We start from the raw sequence: 16375 nt of genomic DNA on the forward strand, positions 1-16375 counted from the left end.
GCTCGCCATGAAGGGAGGCGACGGACGCGCTGCGGGAGTGCCGCATCGTGGCGAAGGCTGCTGTGTCATCGTTCAAGCGCCCCCTCGCCGGCGGTGGCGCGCTCGGTGTGTCGAAAGAATCCGAGCGATGCCAGCCATTTCTCGAACTTGTCCACGTACAGGAACACGGCAGGCACGACGAGCAAGCTCAATGCGGTCGATGTGATCAGGCCGCCGATCACCGCCATGGCCATGGGCCGGCGGAAGCTCGAATCCGCGCCAAGCCCCAGCGCGATGGGCAACATGCCGGCGATCATCGCGATGGTGGTCATCACGATGGGGCGCGCTCGCTTGTGGCACGCGTCCAGCAAGGCATCGTGAACAGACAAGCCGCGATCGCGCATGCCGATGACCGCGTACTCGACGAGCAGAATGGAGTTCTTAGTGACGATCCCCATCAGCATGACCAGCCCGATCATTGAAGGCACGCTCAACTGGCTGCGCGTGACCAGCAGCGCGAGAAACGCGCCGCCGATGGACAGCGGTATGGCCGAGAGAATGGTGATCGGCTGAAGAAAGTCCCTAAACAGCAGCACCAGCACGCAGTAGATGCACAGGACACCAACCACGAGCGCCATACCGAAGCCCGCGCCGAGTTCGGCAACGATTTCTGCATCGCCGGCCTCGACCACCTTCACGCTGGATGGCAGGGACTTAATCGAAGGCAGGTTGGCGGCTGCTGCTTGCGCCGTTCCAAGTGCGGTGCCCCCCAAGTCAGCCGAAATGGTGACGTTGCGAAGGCGGTCGTGGCGGTCGATCTGCGCAGGACCACTCTCCACGGACAGACTGGCAACGCTGGCAAGCGGCACCGGCCCGTCGCGGCCCGGTACGCGCATGTTGCCGATCGTGTCAATGTCCTGCCGTGCTGCATCGGGAATGCGCGCACGGATATAGACCTGCCGGTTGTCCAGGTTCAGGCGCGCGACCTGCGAATCGAAATCGCCGCTCGTCGCCACCCGTACCACGTCGCCGATCGCTGCGGTCGTCACGCCACGCTCGGCCGCGCGTTCCGGGTCGGGGCGGATGATGATCTCGGGACGTTCCAGGCTTGCGGTGGAGGCGATGCCCGTGAGGCCCTTGACGTCGCGCAGTTCGGATTCCACTGCCTCTGCGCTCGCCTTGAGCACCTCGGCATTGTCGCTGGCGAGGATGATCGAAAGTTTCTCCCCCGGCCCTCCACCACCAACAGCGAAGCGCGCGCCTGCAACGTTGAGCAGGCGCTCTCGCACAGCTTTCTCAATGACCTGCTGCGATGGCCGATCGCCACGCGGCCCCATCGTGAGCGTGAGCGACGCCCGCCGAACCTCGCCAGCACGCGTGCCTCCTGGCCCGGCACTCTGCGCAGTGCCCACCGTGGCGAAGACGTGGGCGATGCCATCCACATCGCTGACGGCCTTGCGCGCAGACTCGGCAACCGCCAATGTGTCCGCCATCGAACTGGCCGGCGGCAACTCGATGCTCACGGTCGTCGTGCCACTGTCGGAGGCCGGGATGAAGCCCGTCTCGATGAAGGGTACAAGGGCGAGCGAAGCGGCCAGAAAGATGACCGCGCCGCCCAAGGTGGTCTTGCGGTGCTTCAGGCACCAGCGCGCCGTTGCCATGTACCAGCGCATGACCCGGCCATCTTCTTTCTCGGGAATCGGCTCGGGCTTGAGCAGGTAGGCTGCCATCATTGGCGTGAGCAAGCGCGCGACGAGCAGCGACGCGAGCACGGCGATCACGGCGGTCCAGCCGAACTGCTTGAAGACCAAGCCGCCAATGCCGCTCATCATGGCGGTCGGCAGGAAGACGACCACCAAGCTCATGGTGGTCGCCATGACGGCCAGGGCGATCTCGGTCACGGCATCCTCTGCTGCCTTCCGGATCGATTTGCCCATGTGCCGGTGGCGCTCGATGTTCTCGATCTCGACGATGGCGTCATCGACCAGGATGCCCACGACCACCGCAAGCGCCAGCAGCGTGACGGTATTGAGCGTGAAGCCCAGCCAGGCCATGGCCGCGAACGCGGGCAGGATGGACAGCGGTAGCGCGGTCGAGGCGATCAGTGTCGCGCGCCAGTCGCGCAGGAAGAGCCAGACGACGATCATCGCCAGGATGGCGCCTTCGTACAGCATCGCCATCGAACCTTCGTACTGCTCCAGCGTCTGGCCGACCGACCCAGAAATCTCCGTCAGGCTGAGCGCCGGATCGGCCTGCTGGAGGCCGGCCAGGGCCTCGCGAACGCCATCGGCCAGCCGCACTTCGTCAAAGCCCCTGGCGCGATACACGCTGAAGCCGACCACGTGCTTGCCATCGAGCAAGGCCGCGTGCGTGGGATCAGCCTGACCATCGATTATGGTCGCGATCTGGTCCAGCCTGAAGCTCGTGCCGTTCGACAGCGAGATCCGCAGGCCCGCAAGCTCCGATGCTTGGCGAACCGTGGCGATCGTGCGAACCGACTGCTCCTCGCCGCCGAGCTGTCCGCGGCCACCCGAGGACTGCTGCTGTACCTGGCGCAACGCTCGGGAGACATCCGCCGCGGTGATGCCAAGGGCAGACATGCGCAGCGGATCGACCTCGATCCGAACCTCGCGTTCGATGCCGCCAAGCCGCTCGAACCGGCCAACACCGGACACGCCGAGCACGGTCTTGGCGACTGTATCGTCCACGAACCAGGAAAGCTGCTCCTCGCTGAGACGGGAGGAAGCGATGGCATAGGTGAGCACCGGAGCACCGACGCTGTTGGACGCGCTGACCGTCGGTTGCAGCAGATCAGGCGGGAGGTCGGAGCGAATGCCGTCCACCGCGTTCTTGGTCTCGATCAGCGCGTCCGACAGATTCTTTTCCAGTACGAATTGCACCTGGATCGACACCAAGCCATCCGTGACTGATGTGGTCAGATGGTTCAGCCCGCTCAAGGTCGCGAGCGCGTCCTCGACCTTGCGTGCGACCTCCGTTTCGAGTTGAGCGGGGGCCGCCCCCGGCTGCGACAACGCTACCGTAACCATCGGCAGATCGAGGTCGGGCAAGTCCTGCGTGGGCAGCTTCTGGAATCCCCACAATCCGGCGAGCGCCAGCAGCGCGAACAGCAGGATCGAGGGTATGGGATTGCGAATGGACCAGGTGGCGAAGTTCATGGCTTGGCCGCTCCTGCCGGACGGCCTTGGGAGATGCGCACCAGATCACGGTCCTTGAGGAACCCTGCGCCCTGGACGACGACGTGTTCATCTTTGCCAAGCCCGTCGGTGATCTCGACCTCCCGGCCATTGCGCCGGCCGACAGTGACGCTTCGCAGCGACACCCGGGGCGTTGCGCTGGCGTCGGCCAACGCGAGCACATGGCTGCGCCCATCGCGAATGACGACGCTCTCGGCGGGCACGACCAGCGCCGCGCCGCTCCCCAGCCCAAGGCTGCCGCTGGCGTACATGCCAGCCCGGGCCGAGCTACCTGGTCGGAGGTCGGCATAGACGATGGCCAGGCGCGAGGCGCTGTCCAGCACGGGCGAAGTCTGTCGAACGGTCGCCGTCGCGGTGTTGCCGTCGGGAAGTTCAAGCGTGACTTCCTGGCCGATCTTGACTTGGGCCAGTTGTCCCGCCGTCAGCTCGCCACGCCATTCCAGGCGCCCCTGGCGAATCATCCGGAACAATTCCTGGCCCACCGGGACGACGGTGCCAAGGGTCGCCGTTCTGGCGCTGATGACACCATCATCGGGCGCCCTGACGTCGGTGTAGCGCAGCCGTAGCGCATTGGCCGCGAGCAAGGCATCGGCGGTCTTGGATTGGGTCACGAGCTGCAGCACGTCCTGATCGCTCATGGCGCTGCTACGCTGCAACGCCAGACCGCGCTGGCGGTTGGCGGCCGCTTGATCGGCATTCGCCTTCAGTTGCGCGTGTTCCGCCTCCAACAGCGCGCGATCGAAACGGGCGATCACCTGGCCCTTTTTCACAACGTCCCCGACGTTGACGCGAACGTCGATGAGTTGGTAGCCGCCGATCTGCGAGCCGATGCTGGCTTCTTCCCATGCGGCAATCGCGCCGGTGGCTTTGATTTGCAGCGGCCAAGACACCTCGCGTGGCGCGGCGCTTGTCACGGTGAGCGCTGGCGTGGCGGCGGGAGTAACTTCGGCCGGGCTCCGATCGCGCTGCACGAAGACGAGCGCCAGCGCCGCCGCAACGACGGCGATGGCCCCGATGGCATACGCGACCCGGTTCCTGCGCAGGTGACCAGGAGTGGGCGAATTGCGGGGGTGCTCTTGTTCTGGGCTCATCTGCGAATACTTTCGTTGCGGGCGATAGGGGTATCGGTCGTCTTTCGGGTCACCGGCGGCTCCGGTGCCGCCGCCGACAGCGGCGGATTCCCTGCGGCGCGCACGAGGGAAACCCAGGATCGAGCGCGATCGGAAGCAGCCGAAATGGCGCTCTCTTGCGCGCTGTTGAACTGCCGTCGCGAGCCTTCCAGCTCGAACAGGCTGATGGCGCCGGCGCGATATCGGGCTTCGTTGGCTTGCAAAGCAATGCGAGCTGCATCGGTAGCCTGTCGGGACGTGCCCACGCGCTGCTGCGCCGACGACAGCGCAGCCAGAGCGTCCTCGACATCACGGGTCGCTGTACGCAGGGTGTCTGCCAAGGTCGCCAGGGCCGCGCGATACCGCGCTTCGGCGACATCGACGTTGGCCGCCCCCAGCCCCGCATCGAAGATGGGCACGGACACCGCAGCGCCGGCGGACCAGGTATCGAAATTGACCGTGGACCCCAGTGCGCGAATCCACTGGCCCGTCAGGAGCGCAGACAGATCAACACGCGGCAGACGCTCGGCACGGGCAACACCGATCTCGGCATATGTGGCGGCGAGTTCCCGCTCGGCTGACCGGACCGCAGGATGCTGGAGAAGAACGGTTGCCGGCAGATCCAGTCGGGATGACGGCGCGATGGGTACGATGGCCGCGGGATCATCGAGATGTTCGACTGCAACGGATGCCGACGAATCACTACTGGGCGGCACGGAGGGAGATGACATCGCGAGGCGCCGAGCCTCGCCGTGCTGGAGGTGGACAATGGCCTGAAGGTCCAGGCGCGACGAGGGCGCGAGGGAGGCGGTGGCCGCGGGACCAGCCGGGCGGCTGATGGCTGCGGCTTGCGACGAGTCACCGCTGGGCGATACAAGCGGCGGCTGCATCGCAAGCTGCCGTACCGTCGCGGCCTCCCGGCCGCTAAGCGCGACAAGCGCGTCCACCAGGGTCGTGCAGGCCTCTTCCTGGCTGAAGCGATTGGTTCTCGCGGCGGCAAGATTGCTCAGTGCGCTGGCTTCTTCCACGGGCGCGACATTGCCAACCGCGAGGCGCTGACGGATCAGCGAAAGCTCGGTTTCACGCGAGGCGATGTCCTGGCCGCGAATCGCGAGGGAATAGTTGCAGGCGCGCAGGGCCACGACGCCGTCGGCGATCTGCGCGGCCAGGGACAGCCGGGCGTCATCGGCGTCCGCGTTGCGCGCGTCGAGCCGGCTGCGGGCCGCGTCTTCCGTCGCACGGGCACGGCCCCAAAGATCAAGCTCCCAAGCAAGGCTGCCGCCCAAAGAACCCGTAGTGGCGTTGATTGTCTCGGCGCCGCCCGTCTGGCCCTGCGACTTGCCGCGCGACAGCGATCCGTTGCCACCAAGCTGGGGAGCGCGCCGGGCACGGCTCGCTCCCAGCCCCGCACGCGCTTCATCGACACGTGCGGCTGCTTGTGCAAGCGTGGGGTTGTCGATCAACGCCGAGGCGACGAGGGTGTCGATGGCGGGATCGCCCAGATGCGTCCACCAGTCCTCGCGCAACTCGGCGCCACCGACTGGCGTACCTGCCTTGGCGTTCGCCCAAGCCGTCGGCACATCGACGTGTGGCGTCGCATAAGGCGGCTGCGTCGCGCAACCACCGACGCAAAGCGCTGCGGCCATCACGCACGCCCCAAGCCGCGGTCCAGGGTGACCTTGGCGATGCGTCAGATCGTGCAGCGTCGCCATCACAGCTCGCGCACCAGTGAGAACGCTCTTGCCATGATCGGCCGCAGATTTGCCTGCCCACCGTCGGCGTACCATTCATCCAGGGCGGCCGTCCATGCTGACGTCGCCGCGCCCACGATGATGCGCGCCTCCAGCAGGCTCAGGCCCCGTTCGCCGTATCGCTCCACCAGCACGGCGGCAAGCACCACTTCTCGCTCCATCCGCTTCTCGCACTCCTTCGCGAGCAAGGGCGGTGCTTCCTTCAGGAGGCGCACCAGAGCAAAAGCCATGTCGGGATTGGCGTCATAGAGTTTGAGCACCGTCCCCAGCGTTTCGCAGACCGCATCCAAGGGGCGCTCCTCGGCGGGCCTGCCCCTCAACTCGTCGGCCAACTGAACGGTCTTTTCTTCATGCCAGGCAAAGACCAGATCCTCTTTGGTCTTGAAGTAGCGAAAGAAGGTGCGCCGCGCGATGCCCAGAGGGTCGACGATCTGCTCGATGGTGGTGTGGGTGAAGCCTTGCTTCAGAAACAGCGCGAGCCCGAGGTTGGACAACTCCCTGCGGGTGCTCTCCTTGTGTCTTTCGCGAAGGCCAGGGTTTTTCTGTGTCATGGGTGCATTCTGCCTTAACTGGCACTTGGTGCCAATACTGCATTATGCGCCAATTGGCACTTTGTGTCACAATGACTGAAGTTTTGGCTGAACCGCCCCTGTCGGCGTTTCATTGGCTTCAGGGGAGAGAAGCGCTATGGAAGACGTATCCCGAGCCACGGTTGAGCCGTGCGAACCCGGTCGCGCGCAGGCCACCAACGCCGACCCTCTCGGCTGCCGAGCCGCGCGCTCCGACCTTTCCGATATGCAGGAGGCGGCTTCATGAGTCGCCTTCGGCCCCCGTTTCACATACTGCTGTGGGTACTGCTCGTCGCGCTGCTGCCAGGCTGCGCGGTGGTGTCCGTTTCATCCATCTCACCCAAGGAGTACCTGGCTGAGCGACGTGGCGACGTGCTCACCACGGGCCGGCTGAGCACGGCCGCGCAGGAGGTGCTGCGCGTGGTCGGCATCGACGACTGCCGTGAACGCCAGGAGGCCTGCCGACAGACCCTGGCGCAGGCGAGCGGCATCACCGAGGAGCAGCGCCAGTCCGCGCTGTCCGAACTGTGGCTGGAAGCGGCACTCGCGGCCGACCAGGCGCCTGCCAGCTCGACCCGGCAAGCCCCGGCGCTGGACGCGTGGCTTGAAGCAGCGCGGCACGCCTGGGCCTACCTGTTTTTCACCGAGCGGCGCCCCGGAGAACGCGCGTTCGAGGACCGCCAGACCCAAGTGCGCGACTACTACAACTACGCCGTCGAGCAGACCGTGACACGCCTGTTCAACGCCCGCTGGCGCGAGCGGGTTGCCGCCACCCGCAACACCGGGGCTTCTGTCCTCCATCTTGGACAGTGGCGTCTAAGCAGCCACGTCGAGGGGTTTGCACGCACGCAGGGTGCGGCGCTGCCAGAGGCGCTGGTGACCGCTTCCTCGCTGCGCTTCTCCGGCCTGCGCAACACCTATCGGCGCGACGGCTTCGGCGCCCCGCTGGTGGCGGTCCTCCCGCCGCTACCAACCAGTCCCCCGGTGCCTTATACCGAGATGCGGTATCCCGCGATCACTGCGCTGATCACCTTCGAGGGCCGGAACCTGCAAGAGGTGCTGGGCACCCGCCGCGTGGATATTCGCCTCTACGATCCTTACCGCGCGAAGCAGATCGACACGGCCGGGGTACAGGCTCCGCTCGCGGCCAACTTCACTGCCGGTTATGGCCTTTGGCTCGCGCGCTCCGGCTTCGCCACACAAGCGCTGCGTACCCTGTTCGGCATGAGCGACGGCATCGTGCGGCCGCAAATCCAGTTGATGCAGCCCTATGACCCGGAACGGGGGATCGTCGTCATGCTGCACGGACTGGCGAGCAGCCCGGAAGCATGGGTCAATGTGGCCAACGAGGTGCTGGGCGACGAGACGCTGCGCCAGCACTATCAGATCTGGCAGGTCTATTACCCAACGAATGCCCCCCTGGCCCTGAACCGGCACGCCATCGAGCAGGCGCTGACACAGACACTGGCCCACTTCGACCCCCAGGGCACGGCCCGCGCCTCACGCGACATGGTGCTGGTCGGCCATAGCATGGGTGGCGTGTTGTCGCGGCTGTTGGTGTCCGATGCAGGCCAGGCAATGTGGCCGTTGTTACCGTCGGGAGCGAAAACGCGCATGGCATCGGACCCGGAACTCCAGCGCGATCTGACCGCATATGTGGAGTTTCAGCCGATGCCGCAGGTCACACGCGCCGTTTTTATTGCCGCACCGCACCGCGGCACGCCCTTCGCCGAGAACCGGCTGGCACGCCACGCCGCCAATCTCGTCACCTTGCCTCTGGCCATGTTGGAGCAGGCGGGCGATCTGACGAGACGGCTGGCCCGGCTTTCTCCCCAGGGTCAGGGCAGCGAACCGCTGCATATCCCGAACAGCATCGACAACCTGAGCGACCGCGATCCATTCGTGCGTGCGGCTGCGCAATTGCAGATCAGCCCGAGGGTGCGCTACCACTCGATCATTGGCCGCGAACGTCCCGAGGACATACTGGCGCAGTCCAGCGACGGCGTGGTGCCCTATGCCAGTGCGCACCTGGAGGGCGCGTTATCCGAGAGGGTCATCACGTCATGGCACAGCGTGCAGGAAACGGCAGAGGCGATATTGGAGATACGCCGCATCCTGCTGGAGCATCTCCTGTCGGCCGCAGCCGATCTCCGCTGCGAGGGCTGTTGACAGGAAATGCAAAGGCCTTCGGCACGACACGAAACAGCCGGCGTGGAAAGCGCCGCCTTCGGAGCACATGCATGCTCCAAGGCAGTGCTCCACGGTCAATGACAATACGGCGCGTCGCCCAGGATGATGATCACAGCTCGTGAACCAATGCGAACGCGCTTGCCATGATGGGCCGCAGGTCTGCCTGCCCGCCGTCGGCATACCACTCATCCAGCGCTGCCATCCACGCTGACGTGACCGCACCAACGATGATGCGCGCTTTGAGGGGGATCAGACCCTGCTTGCCTTCTCGCTCCACCAATGCAGCAGCAAGCGCCAGTTCCCGGTCCATCCGCTTTTCGCATTCCTTGGCGAGCAAGGCCGGTGTCTCTTTCAGAAGGCGTACCAGAGCGAAGGCAAGCTCTGGATTCGCGTCGTAGCGCTTGAGGGTCGTCGCCATGGTTGCGCAAACCGCGTCCAAGGGGCGCTCCTTGGCGGGCCTGCTCTTCAACACCTCGACCAACTCCACAGTCTTCTCTGCGTGCCACGCGAAGACCAGTTCCTCCTTGGTCTTGAAGTACCGAAAGAAGGTACGCCGCGCGATGCCCAGGGGTTCGACGATCTGCTCGATGGTGGTATTGGCGAAGCCTTGTTTCAAGAACAGTTCCAGTCCGAAGTTGGACAAGTCCGTTCGAGTGCTTTGTTTGTGCCTTTCACGAAGGCTGGGGTGCTTCTCTGTCATTCAAATCGCTCTGATTTATGGCATTTAGTGCCATTAGAGCACAATGCACCAACTGGCACTCGGTGCCACAATGAAGTAAAATTGGTCTTAGCACCGCTCTTCAAAGCACCGCTGGGTAAACCATAACCCAGAGAAAGGACCTATGGAAAAAACACCGAAAGCCGCGGCTGAGCCGTGTAAGCATCCGCCTGGCAAGTTTGTGCCGGTCATCGATCGCAACCGCTGCGAGGGAAAAGGCGACTGCATCAGCGCCTGTCCGAAAGACGTGTTCGTGCTCGGTGTCCTTCCCAAGTCCGATCGAGACGGCCTCTCCTGGATTGGCAAGGTGAAGGGCTTTGCCCACGGTTGGAAGCAGGCCTTCATGCCGAATGCCAGTGCATGTGAGGCATGTGGCCTATGCGTCACTGCCTGCCCAGAGCGTGCAATCAAACTTGAGCGAGCTTGAACTGCTGTAACGTGCTTTGCTCCTATATTTCTTATCGCAAGCGCCTTAGCAAAAAGGTCCGCTAATTTTTCCCTTGCTGATCTAGATGTAGATATGGGCGCCGCTCGAAGAGCGGCAGATGTGCCGCTTAGAGCAGGGCATTGCTGCCGAAAGTGGCGCGAAGTAGTCAGCGAAGCGAGGAGCGTCAGTGTGGCGCTGTGTTCATCTCCGTTCGGCCCTGTGGGACAGACCCGCAAACCATTCCAGCGCGTCTTCCCAGTGCGATGTCGCTGATTGGCGGAAATAGCCCATATGTCCGAGCGCGCCGCCGGATTGGGAAGGATTTAGGTCCTTGCACGTTAATGGTGCATTCCGATAAGCCTCCATGAAGGCATCCCGCGAGGCTGGCATCGCCCACCGGTCGTCAAGCGCATTGGCAGCCACGATCGGCGTGCGCACCTCGGCGTAATTACGTTCGATGCCAGACATGGCAGGGTCGTCAAAAAAATAACGGGGAAAGCGGCACCAGTGCCGCCACTGGCGGTAGACATCAACGGGAAGATCCTCACCCATGCCCAGCATCTTCCAAGGGCAGTACCCCTTCCACCACGTCAGGACTGGAAGAACGAGGTTCCACATCGCCAGTACCCGCAGGCGTTCACCCATCGGCATGTAGCCATGCCAGCCCGCCCCCGTACCAAACACATAAAAGCCTGCCACTTTCTGGTGGTTGGGGAGCAACCCGAAGGCATGGCCGCCAAATGAGTGCCCGACGATGAATAGCGGCACCTGCGGATGGGCCATAGCATCGACCGCTGCTGCCAGATCGAGTCGCCCCCAGTCCAACAAGTCCATGCGGAAGTTCTTCAATGATCCGGGATGCGAGCGGCCGATCCCCCGATAGTCGAAGGTCAGGACTTCAAAGCCCCGGGAGGTGGCGAACTCGGCGAAGCGCTTGTAGAAGCCTTGGGGTACGGCGGTGGCGCCGGCAACGACCAGACATGCATGGGGTGGGATGTCTGGCACATACCGAGTGGCGCCGAGTACGTAGCCATCGGCGGCGGTCAGTTCAATCAGGTTCGAAGTCACGGCCATTTCACGCTATCTATGACGACTGTCATACTTGAATTCGCGAGGCTAGACTATGACGACTGTCTTAGCAAGGTTTTTGCCATGAGTCCTCGTCAAACTGACGGCCGCCAGCGTGTCGTGGCCGTGGCCGCCGAGATGCTGGCCCGGCACGGCTTGAACGCAACCAGCATCCGGGAGATGGCCAAGCGTGCCCAGGCGCCCTTCGGCTCGACCTACCACTACTTTCCGGGCGGCAAGCAGCAGGTGATTTCTGAGGCGGTGTTGCAGGCGGGTGCCCGAGTGCAGCGGCAGTTGGAAGGTCATTTACGCGACGGGCTCCGGCCGGGGTTGCGTGCGTTTTTGGGTTTGTGGCGCGAAATCCTGCTGCGCTCTGATTTTCGCCAGGGTTGCCCGGTCATGGCCGCAGCGGTCGAACAACCGATTGAGGGTGAAGCGGTAGAAGCACTGGAGGCCGCTGCGCTGACGTTTGGCCAGTGGAAGGCGATACTGTCTGCATCACTGCAATCTCACGGACACACGTACGTCGATGCATCCCAACTGGCCACTCTCATCGTCGCCAGTATTGAAGGTGCGATCGTGCTATGCCGCGCGGAGCGCAGCGTCGCGCCTTTCGATCATGTGGCACGACAGTTGGAAATCTTGGTGCACACCAAAGGTTCAGGTTGATATCGTGAAGTATTCGCACCTAGCCCCGACGATCTTGCAACATGCAGAAGATGATGTGCGCTATCAGAGTTCAGGCCCGCGCTGCCGGCTAATCTCCCACAACGCGCCACCGCCGCGCACTGTCGCGGCGATCTGCTGCCCCAGCCGCTGTTCGATCACCGGCCGCCACGGCACCAGGCTGAATTCCTTGCCGTCATCAAGCATCGCGTAGCGCCCGCTGGCGAGCATGACGGAGCGCCGGTAGATGCCGGCCACGCGCTCCCCGTCCGTGACGGAGCGATGCTCCAGGCCGGTGTCGGCGGCAATGTCCTTCGCTGCCTGCGCCAGCTCCCGATTGCGCAACGTTTCCAGCAGATTCTGGGCAAGAATCACCCGCTGCCCGCGCCGCTGGGCCAGCCCCTCTTCTTCGAGGAAGTTGGCGCGCTGCTGCAAGGCTTGCTTGGCATCGCCACCAAAGCCCAGGTCGCCCAGCCCCTTGCCGCCGCCGATCAATTGCTGATCCAGCCAGGTCGCGCCGATTACCCGCGCCTGCCGCTCGATCGACAGATGCGATTTCAGCTCCACAGCCACGCCGCCCAGCCGTTGCGCGTCGTACTGGCGGCCACGCTCCGCCAGATCGTCCGGCACCTTCCATAGTCCGTCCGCCACACGTTCCACAATGCAGGCCCGGCGCAGGGATTCCAGCCGGCGAACGTGGGCCGCGACGACCTCCTGCGGGTCGCGGCCGGGCTTGGCTCGGCCTCGCTCGATCGCCAGGTGATGATCGGGGCGATACAGGCCATCGCTCGCCAGCGCGGCGATGTTCTTGTCGGCCGACCGCATCTCGGCGGCACCGCGTACCTCCACCACGGCTCCGGTCGCGTAGTTCGCCAGCTCGTCGCGGGCATTCAACGCGACGTAGTGGGCCTTGCCATCCACGCCGTCGATGACCAGATAACCGCGGTCGTGCAGCTCGTCGGCCAAGCCCTTGCCGGCCACGCGGCCGATGATGGTGCGGCCATCGTCGCCCGGCTCGAACACCGCCAGATCGCGCGGCTGGCCGCTCATCGCCCGCTGCATGGTGCGGATGATGTCGCCGCGCTCGCCCAGGGCGCGCAAGGTCTTCTCCGCATCCGCATGGATGGCCCAGGTGCCAGGCTGCACTTCGTCGGCCAGGCCCAGGCGCTGCAAGCGTTGCAGGCGGCCGATCAGCAGCAGGCGCTGGCGTTGCAGCCGGGGTTCGTTCAAGCGCTCGATCCGCACTCGGCCATCGTCGCCGACCTCGCGCTGCAATGTGCGGTCGATGCTCGTCCACCGCTCTTGCTCCACTTCGCGCTGCAAAGTCTGCTGGATCTCCAGTTCGGTGCGCGGCCCCAGCCATTCCGTCGCTAGCTCGGCGGCCCGATGGCGGAAGCCGTGGGCGATGTAGTCGCCCGCGATGATGAGGTCTTTGCCCGTGTCGTCGCGCCCGCGCACGATCAGGTGGGTGTGCGGGTTGTCGGTGTTCCAGTGATCGACCGCCACCCAATCCAGCCGCGTGCCCAGGTCGGCTTCCATGCGATCCACCAGATGCCGGGTGTAGGTGCGCAGGTCGTCCAGTTCAGCCCCGTCCTCCGGCGAAACGATGAAGCGGAAATGGTGGCGGTCATTGGAGCAGCGTTCCTTGAAGGCATCGAGGCCGGCGGTGTCGGTCTGCGGCCCGTAGGCTTGGCCCAGTTCGCCGTCGCGGCCCACGCCATCGCGTTCGACGTAGCGCAGGTGCTTGGCGAGCGATTGCGGACTGGCCCGTTGGTGATTGACCAGCAAGGTCTTGATGGTCACGCGCCGCGACATGGGCGTTAGCTTCGCCCCGGCAAAGCGCGCCGCCGTATGGCCGCGCCCCAGGCGCGAGCCAGGCCGCTGGCCGGTGCCGGCCGCCCCAGGACGGCGCACCGCCGACTTGCCGCTGCTGGCTCTGCCGGCCTGCTTGAGCACCTTGGAAACGAAGCTCTGCCCCTGGCCCTTGCCCCGGTTCTTCGGGGCGCTGGGGCGCACCCGGAAATCGTCGTCGCGGCGGTCGGTCATTGCCGTTCTCCCTGCAAGCCCTGGCGAGTCCTGTCGTGCGAAGCACGCGGACATGCCTGCATTGGCGCGACCCTCGCGCCCCACGCGGCACGGCGGCGAAGCCGCTCCGTGCCGCGCCACCCCCATGTGCAGACAAGCTTTCGACGCGGCCCGGTGCCGCGTCCTTTTGTCTTGCCTTCCGCCGTTGCCCCTCGCTGTCGCTCCGGGCGTCGGCGGCCCGGCGGCGCTGCGCTGCTTGCAGCCAGCCCGCCGGCGAACGCGCCAATGGCCGCAGGCCGGGCGCGTTCGAGGCAAGACGCCTGCACGCTGGACGGCTGCGCCGGATGTTGGGCGAGGCGCGGCGCGAATGCGCCCGCGCTGCACGCGCGACGACACGGCGGCAGCCACTGGAACGACATGCCCGATGGCACGATGAGAGGCACGGCAACGTGCAGCGAATCGGCGGCCATCATGGGCGTGTCTCCAGCCAGACCGGGTGCGCGACGCCGATCACGGCGGATGCGCTGACCGGGCCGAAATAGCGGCTGTCGAACGACGCCGGATTGGTCACGCTCAACAGGAACAGTTCGCCCGGTTCGAGGCGGCGGCAAAACGGCAAGGATGGCAGCGGCCGGCCCAGCCGGTCGGCAGGGAGCGCGGCGGCCGCAGGCACGCCGTCGATGCGTGCCTGCCCGGCGACGATGCAAACGTGTTGCGGCGCGACCGCGCCCACACGTTTGAGCAGCGGAACGCGGGTCGGCAGGTAGCCGCGCTGCGCAGCCAGCATGGCGGCCCTGTCGGGCAGCGGCACCAGCACGATGCTGTCCACGGACAGCGGACGTGGCCGCGAGGCGGTGCGCGGGTCGAGCGGTTCGATGCGATACCAACCGACCGCCACGCTGTCGGACGGGTTGTAGGCCATTCGCGGCAGGGGCTGCACGAACGCCGCCCAGGCCAGCCCAGCGAGGCCGACGGTGGCGAAGCCTGCCAGCACGAGGCGAGCGCGCAGGCGCGAGCGAGGATGCGGCACGGGGCCGGTCGTGGAAATCGTGGTCATGGCAATGCCCTCCCGGCCAGCCAGGCGGCGTGCCGTTCTGCGGTGTATGTGGGTAGCGGCGAGCGCGCTGCGAGCCGGTTCGCGAGCGTGCGCCAGTACGCGGGCGATGTGTCTGCGGCTGCGATGCCCAGCGCCTCGATGCCGTCGATGCGTTCCAGCACGGCGCGCACGTTGGCATCGCCTTCGGCGTGCAGCAGCAGACGCGCGCCCGGCTGCACGCCGGGGATGCGCTGCACGGCGTCCAGCGGCGTGGCGGTCTGCATCACCATGAGCTGCCAGCGGATCGTGCCGTAGTCGTTGGCCTGCCAACGGATGCGGCACAGAACCGCGTTCGGCAGGAACACGGCGCAGCGCCGCCAGCGGTCGAGCTGGAGCGTGCGCGCCGGTTCGCCGAAGCGCAGGTAGAGCTTGAAGCGCGGTTCGATGTAGGCCAGCGCCACGCGCGTCAGCGGCACGTTGCCGGCTTGGCCGGCGAGTGTCGAAGGCGCCGGCGGCGGTGCAGCCGTGGGCGCACTTGCTTTGGGGGTGTGGGCGGTCGAAGCGGATGCGTTCACGGCGTGCCCTCCGGGGGAAACTCCCGCTCCAGCAGGCCGCGCAGCAGTTCGGCTACGGTCACGCCTCGCGTGAAGGCCGACACCTTGATGCGCGCCCGCATGGCGGGCGTGATGTCGAGCGTCAGTCGAGCGGTGTAGAGGTCGCCTTTCTGCAAGGCATCTGCGTCGCCCTGGCGAATCCACGCTTCGGCGTGCGGATTCGCTGGGGGACGCGCACCGATGCCGACGCGCTTGCTGCGTGGTGATGGCTTTCCAGTCATGTCGGCCACCGCAGCAGTTCGTCGGTGAGCGCGGCGATCTCGCGGGCAGCGGCGCTGTCGGGCGCGGTTTCGCGGGCGAGCCGGCCAGCGGCTACGCTGTCGGCAAAGACGATGCGCTGGTGGATCTCCGAGCGCAGCGCGGGCAGCGGCTGTTCGGCCAGCGATTGCCGTGCCTCCCTGCCGATGATGGTGGTGCTGACGCGCCGGTTGATGACGAAGGCCGCGCGCAGCGCTGGCCGGAACACCTGTGCTTCGCGGATCAGTGCGACCATCTCGGCAGAAGCCCATACGTCGTAGGGGCTGGGCTGCACGGGGATCAGCACGCGCTCGGCCGCCAGCAGCGCGGAGCGCGCGAGGGCGGCGATGCGCGGCGGGCCGTCGATGATGATGTGATCGGCCCGCCTAGCGAGTTCTGGCGCTTCCTGATGCAGCGTTTCGCGGGCAAGTCCCACGGCGCTGAACAGACGGGGCAGGCCCTGCTGGCTACGCCGCTGCGTCCAGTCGAGCGATGACCCCTGCGGGTCGGCATCCAGCAGGATGACATGCAGGCCGCGCATCGCCAGTTCGCCGGCGATGTGCGTGGCGAGCGTGGTCTTGCCGACGCCGCCTTTCTGGTTGAGAAACGCGAAGATCATGGCGCGGCCCTCCGAGCTGGAAAGCCGGCCTGGCCGTGCCGTTTCGTGGTTGTCCACCGAAACGGCGCGCTTCTACTAAAAGTTATGTATTTCTTGTTAGGTAAGTTAGAGGGAACGCAAACCCGCGCCGTTGTTGGCTTGCCGGCGTTTTC

Annotated in this window: 14 protein-coding genes; 3 read left to right on the plus strand and 11 right to left on the minus strand. The window is 65.5% G+C overall.

Translation table 11 applies throughout. The features are described from left to right. Nucleotides 1-65 precede the first annotated feature (65 nt). Genes AFK65_RS01125 through AFK65_RS01140 form a run of 4 tightly spaced genes read right to left on the minus strand, consistent with a single transcriptional unit; the run spans nucleotide 66 to nucleotide 6605 of the window. On the minus strand, nucleotides 66-3155 hold the full coding sequence (locus AFK65_RS01125; protein WP_038858335.1) for an efflux RND transporter permease subunit: 3090 nt from the start codon (nucleotides 3153-3155) through the stop codon (nucleotides 66-68). Beyond that, nucleotides 3152-4285 (minus strand): efflux RND transporter periplasmic adaptor subunit, encoded by a 1134-nt coding sequence (locus AFK65_RS01130; protein ID WP_007704425.1) that lies wholly within the window; start codon nucleotides 4283-4285, stop codon nucleotides 3152-3154. Before AFK65_RS01130 ends, AFK65_RS01125 begins: the two co-directional genes overlap by 4 nt. Continuing rightward, nucleotides 4282-6015, minus strand: a complete 1734-nt coding sequence (locus AFK65_RS01135; protein ID WP_197042341.1) for a TolC family protein — start codon at nucleotides 6013-6015, stop codon at nucleotides 4282-4284. The genes AFK65_RS01130 and AFK65_RS01135 overlap by 4 nt, the downstream gene beginning before the upstream one ends. After that, nucleotides 6015-6605, minus strand: a complete 591-nt coding sequence (locus AFK65_RS01140) for a TetR/AcrR family transcriptional regulator (RefSeq protein WP_032805134.1) — start codon at nucleotides 6603-6605, stop codon at nucleotides 6015-6017. The genes AFK65_RS01135 and AFK65_RS01140 overlap by 1 nt, the downstream gene beginning before the upstream one ends. Nucleotides 6606-6866: 261 nt before the next feature. On the opposite strand from AFK65_RS01140, the gene AFK65_RS01145 reads away from it, so the two are divergent. After that, nucleotides 6867-8792, plus strand: coding sequence for an esterase/lipase family protein (locus AFK65_RS01145; RefSeq protein WP_038858332.1), 1926 nt, complete (start codon nucleotides 6867-6869; stop codon nucleotides 8790-8792). Nucleotides 8793-8922: 130 nt separating this feature from the next. Here AFK65_RS01145 and AFK65_RS01150 read toward each other — a convergent pair whose 3' ends face one another. Next, nucleotides 8923-9429: a TetR/AcrR family transcriptional regulator gene (locus AFK65_RS01150; RefSeq protein ID WP_236612740.1), complete on the minus strand. Its 507-nt coding sequence runs from the start codon at nucleotides 9427-9429 to the stop codon at nucleotides 8923-8925. A gap of 226 nt (nucleotides 9430-9655) precedes the next feature. On the opposite strand from AFK65_RS01150, the gene AFK65_RS01155 reads away from it, so the two are divergent. Next, nucleotides 9656-9958, plus strand: coding sequence for a 4Fe-4S dicluster domain-containing protein (locus AFK65_RS01155; RefSeq protein WP_032805136.1), 303 nt, complete (start codon nucleotides 9656-9658; stop codon nucleotides 9956-9958). A gap of 201 nt (nucleotides 9959-10159) precedes the next feature. On the opposite strand, the gene AFK65_RS01160 is transcribed toward AFK65_RS01155, so the two are convergent. Beyond that, complete coding sequence (locus AFK65_RS01160; RefSeq protein WP_201764739.1) at nucleotides 10160-11026, minus strand: alpha/beta hydrolase family protein; 867 nt, start codon at nucleotides 11024-11026, stop codon at nucleotides 10160-10162. An 84-nt stretch (nucleotides 11027-11110) separates the two neighbouring features. On the opposite strand from AFK65_RS01160, the gene AFK65_RS01165 reads away from it, so the two are divergent. Beyond that, nucleotides 11111-11695: a TetR/AcrR family transcriptional regulator gene (locus AFK65_RS01165; RefSeq protein ID WP_032805810.1), complete on the plus strand. Its 585-nt coding sequence runs from the start codon at nucleotides 11111-11113 to the stop codon at nucleotides 11693-11695. Between the two features lie 63 nt (nucleotides 11696-11758). Here AFK65_RS01165 and AFK65_RS01170 read toward each other — a convergent pair whose 3' ends face one another. From AFK65_RS01170 to parA, 5 genes are all read right to left on the minus strand, one after another. Then, entirely contained in the window at nucleotides 11759-13738 is a 1980-nt protein-coding gene (locus tag AFK65_RS01170; protein ID WP_038858330.1) for a relaxase/mobilization nuclease domain-containing protein, read from the minus strand. A 448-nt stretch (nucleotides 13739-14186) separates the two neighbouring features. Beyond that, nucleotides 14187-14774: a S26 family signal peptidase gene (locus tag AFK65_RS01180; RefSeq protein ID WP_038858326.1), complete on the minus strand. Its 588-nt coding sequence runs from the start codon at nucleotides 14772-14774 to the stop codon at nucleotides 14187-14189. Next, nucleotides 14771-15328 (minus strand): DUF2840 domain-containing protein, encoded by a 558-nt coding sequence (locus tag AFK65_RS01185; protein ID WP_038858323.1) that lies wholly within the window; start codon nucleotides 15326-15328, stop codon nucleotides 14771-14773. The genes AFK65_RS01180 and AFK65_RS01185 overlap by 4 nt, the downstream gene beginning before the upstream one ends. Next, complete coding sequence (locus AFK65_RS01190) at nucleotides 15325-15588, minus strand: hypothetical protein (RefSeq protein WP_038858321.1); 264 nt, start codon at nucleotides 15586-15588, stop codon at nucleotides 15325-15327. Before AFK65_RS01190 ends, AFK65_RS01185 begins: the two co-directional genes overlap by 4 nt. Further along, entirely contained in the window at nucleotides 15585-16223 is a 639-nt protein-coding gene (parA, locus tag AFK65_RS01195) for a ParA family partition ATPase (protein WP_003092312.1), read from the minus strand. Before parA ends, AFK65_RS01190 begins: the two co-directional genes overlap by 4 nt. Between the last annotated feature and the right edge of the window lie 152 nt (nucleotides 16224-16375).

The organism is Cronobacter universalis NCTC 9529, from assembly GCF_001277175.1.
Lineage (GTDB): Bacteria > Pseudomonadota > Gammaproteobacteria > Enterobacterales > Enterobacteriaceae > Cronobacter > Cronobacter universalis.

Bases quoted from the DNA above. Each gene is read 5' to 3' on its own strand.
- AFK65_RS01125 (WP_038858335.1), bottom strand. From the start codon at position 3,155: ATGAACTTCGCCACCTGGTCCATTCGCAATCCCATACCCTCGATCCTG.
- AFK65_RS01130 (WP_007704425.1), bottom strand. From the start codon at position 4,285: ATGAGCCCAGAACAAGAGCACCCCCGCAATTCGCCCACTCCTGGTCAC.
- AFK65_RS01135 (WP_197042341.1), bottom strand. From the start codon at position 6,015: ATGGCGACGCTGCACGATCTGACGCATCGCCAAGGTCACCCTGGACCG.
- AFK65_RS01140 (WP_032805134.1), bottom strand. From the start codon at position 6,605: ATGACACAGAAAAACCCTGGCCTTCGCGAAAGACACAAGGAGAGCACC.
- AFK65_RS01145 (WP_038858332.1), top strand. From the start codon at position 6,867: ATGAGTCGCCTTCGGCCCCCGTTTCACATACTGCTGTGGGTACTGCTC.
- AFK65_RS01155 (WP_032805136.1), top strand. From the start codon at position 9,656: ATGGAAAAAACACCGAAAGCCGCGGCTGAGCCGTGTAAGCATCCGCCT.
- AFK65_RS01165 (WP_032805810.1), top strand. From the start codon at position 11,111: ATGAGTCCTCGTCAAACTGACGGCCGCCAGCGTGTCGTGGCCGTGGCC.
- AFK65_RS01170 (WP_038858330.1), bottom strand. From the start codon at position 13,738: ATGACCGACCGCCGCGACGACGATTTCCGGGTGCGCCCCAGCGCCCCG.
- AFK65_RS01180 (WP_038858326.1), bottom strand. From the start codon at position 14,774: ATGACCACGATTTCCACGACCGGCCCCGTGCCGCATCCTCGCTCGCGC.
- AFK65_RS01190 (WP_038858321.1), bottom strand. From the start codon at position 15,588: ATGACTGGAAAGCCATCACCACGCAGCAAGCGCGTCGGCATCGGTGCG.
- parA (WP_003092312.1), bottom strand. From the start codon at position 16,223: ATGATCTTCGCGTTTCTCAACCAGAAAGGCGGCGTCGGCAAGACCACG.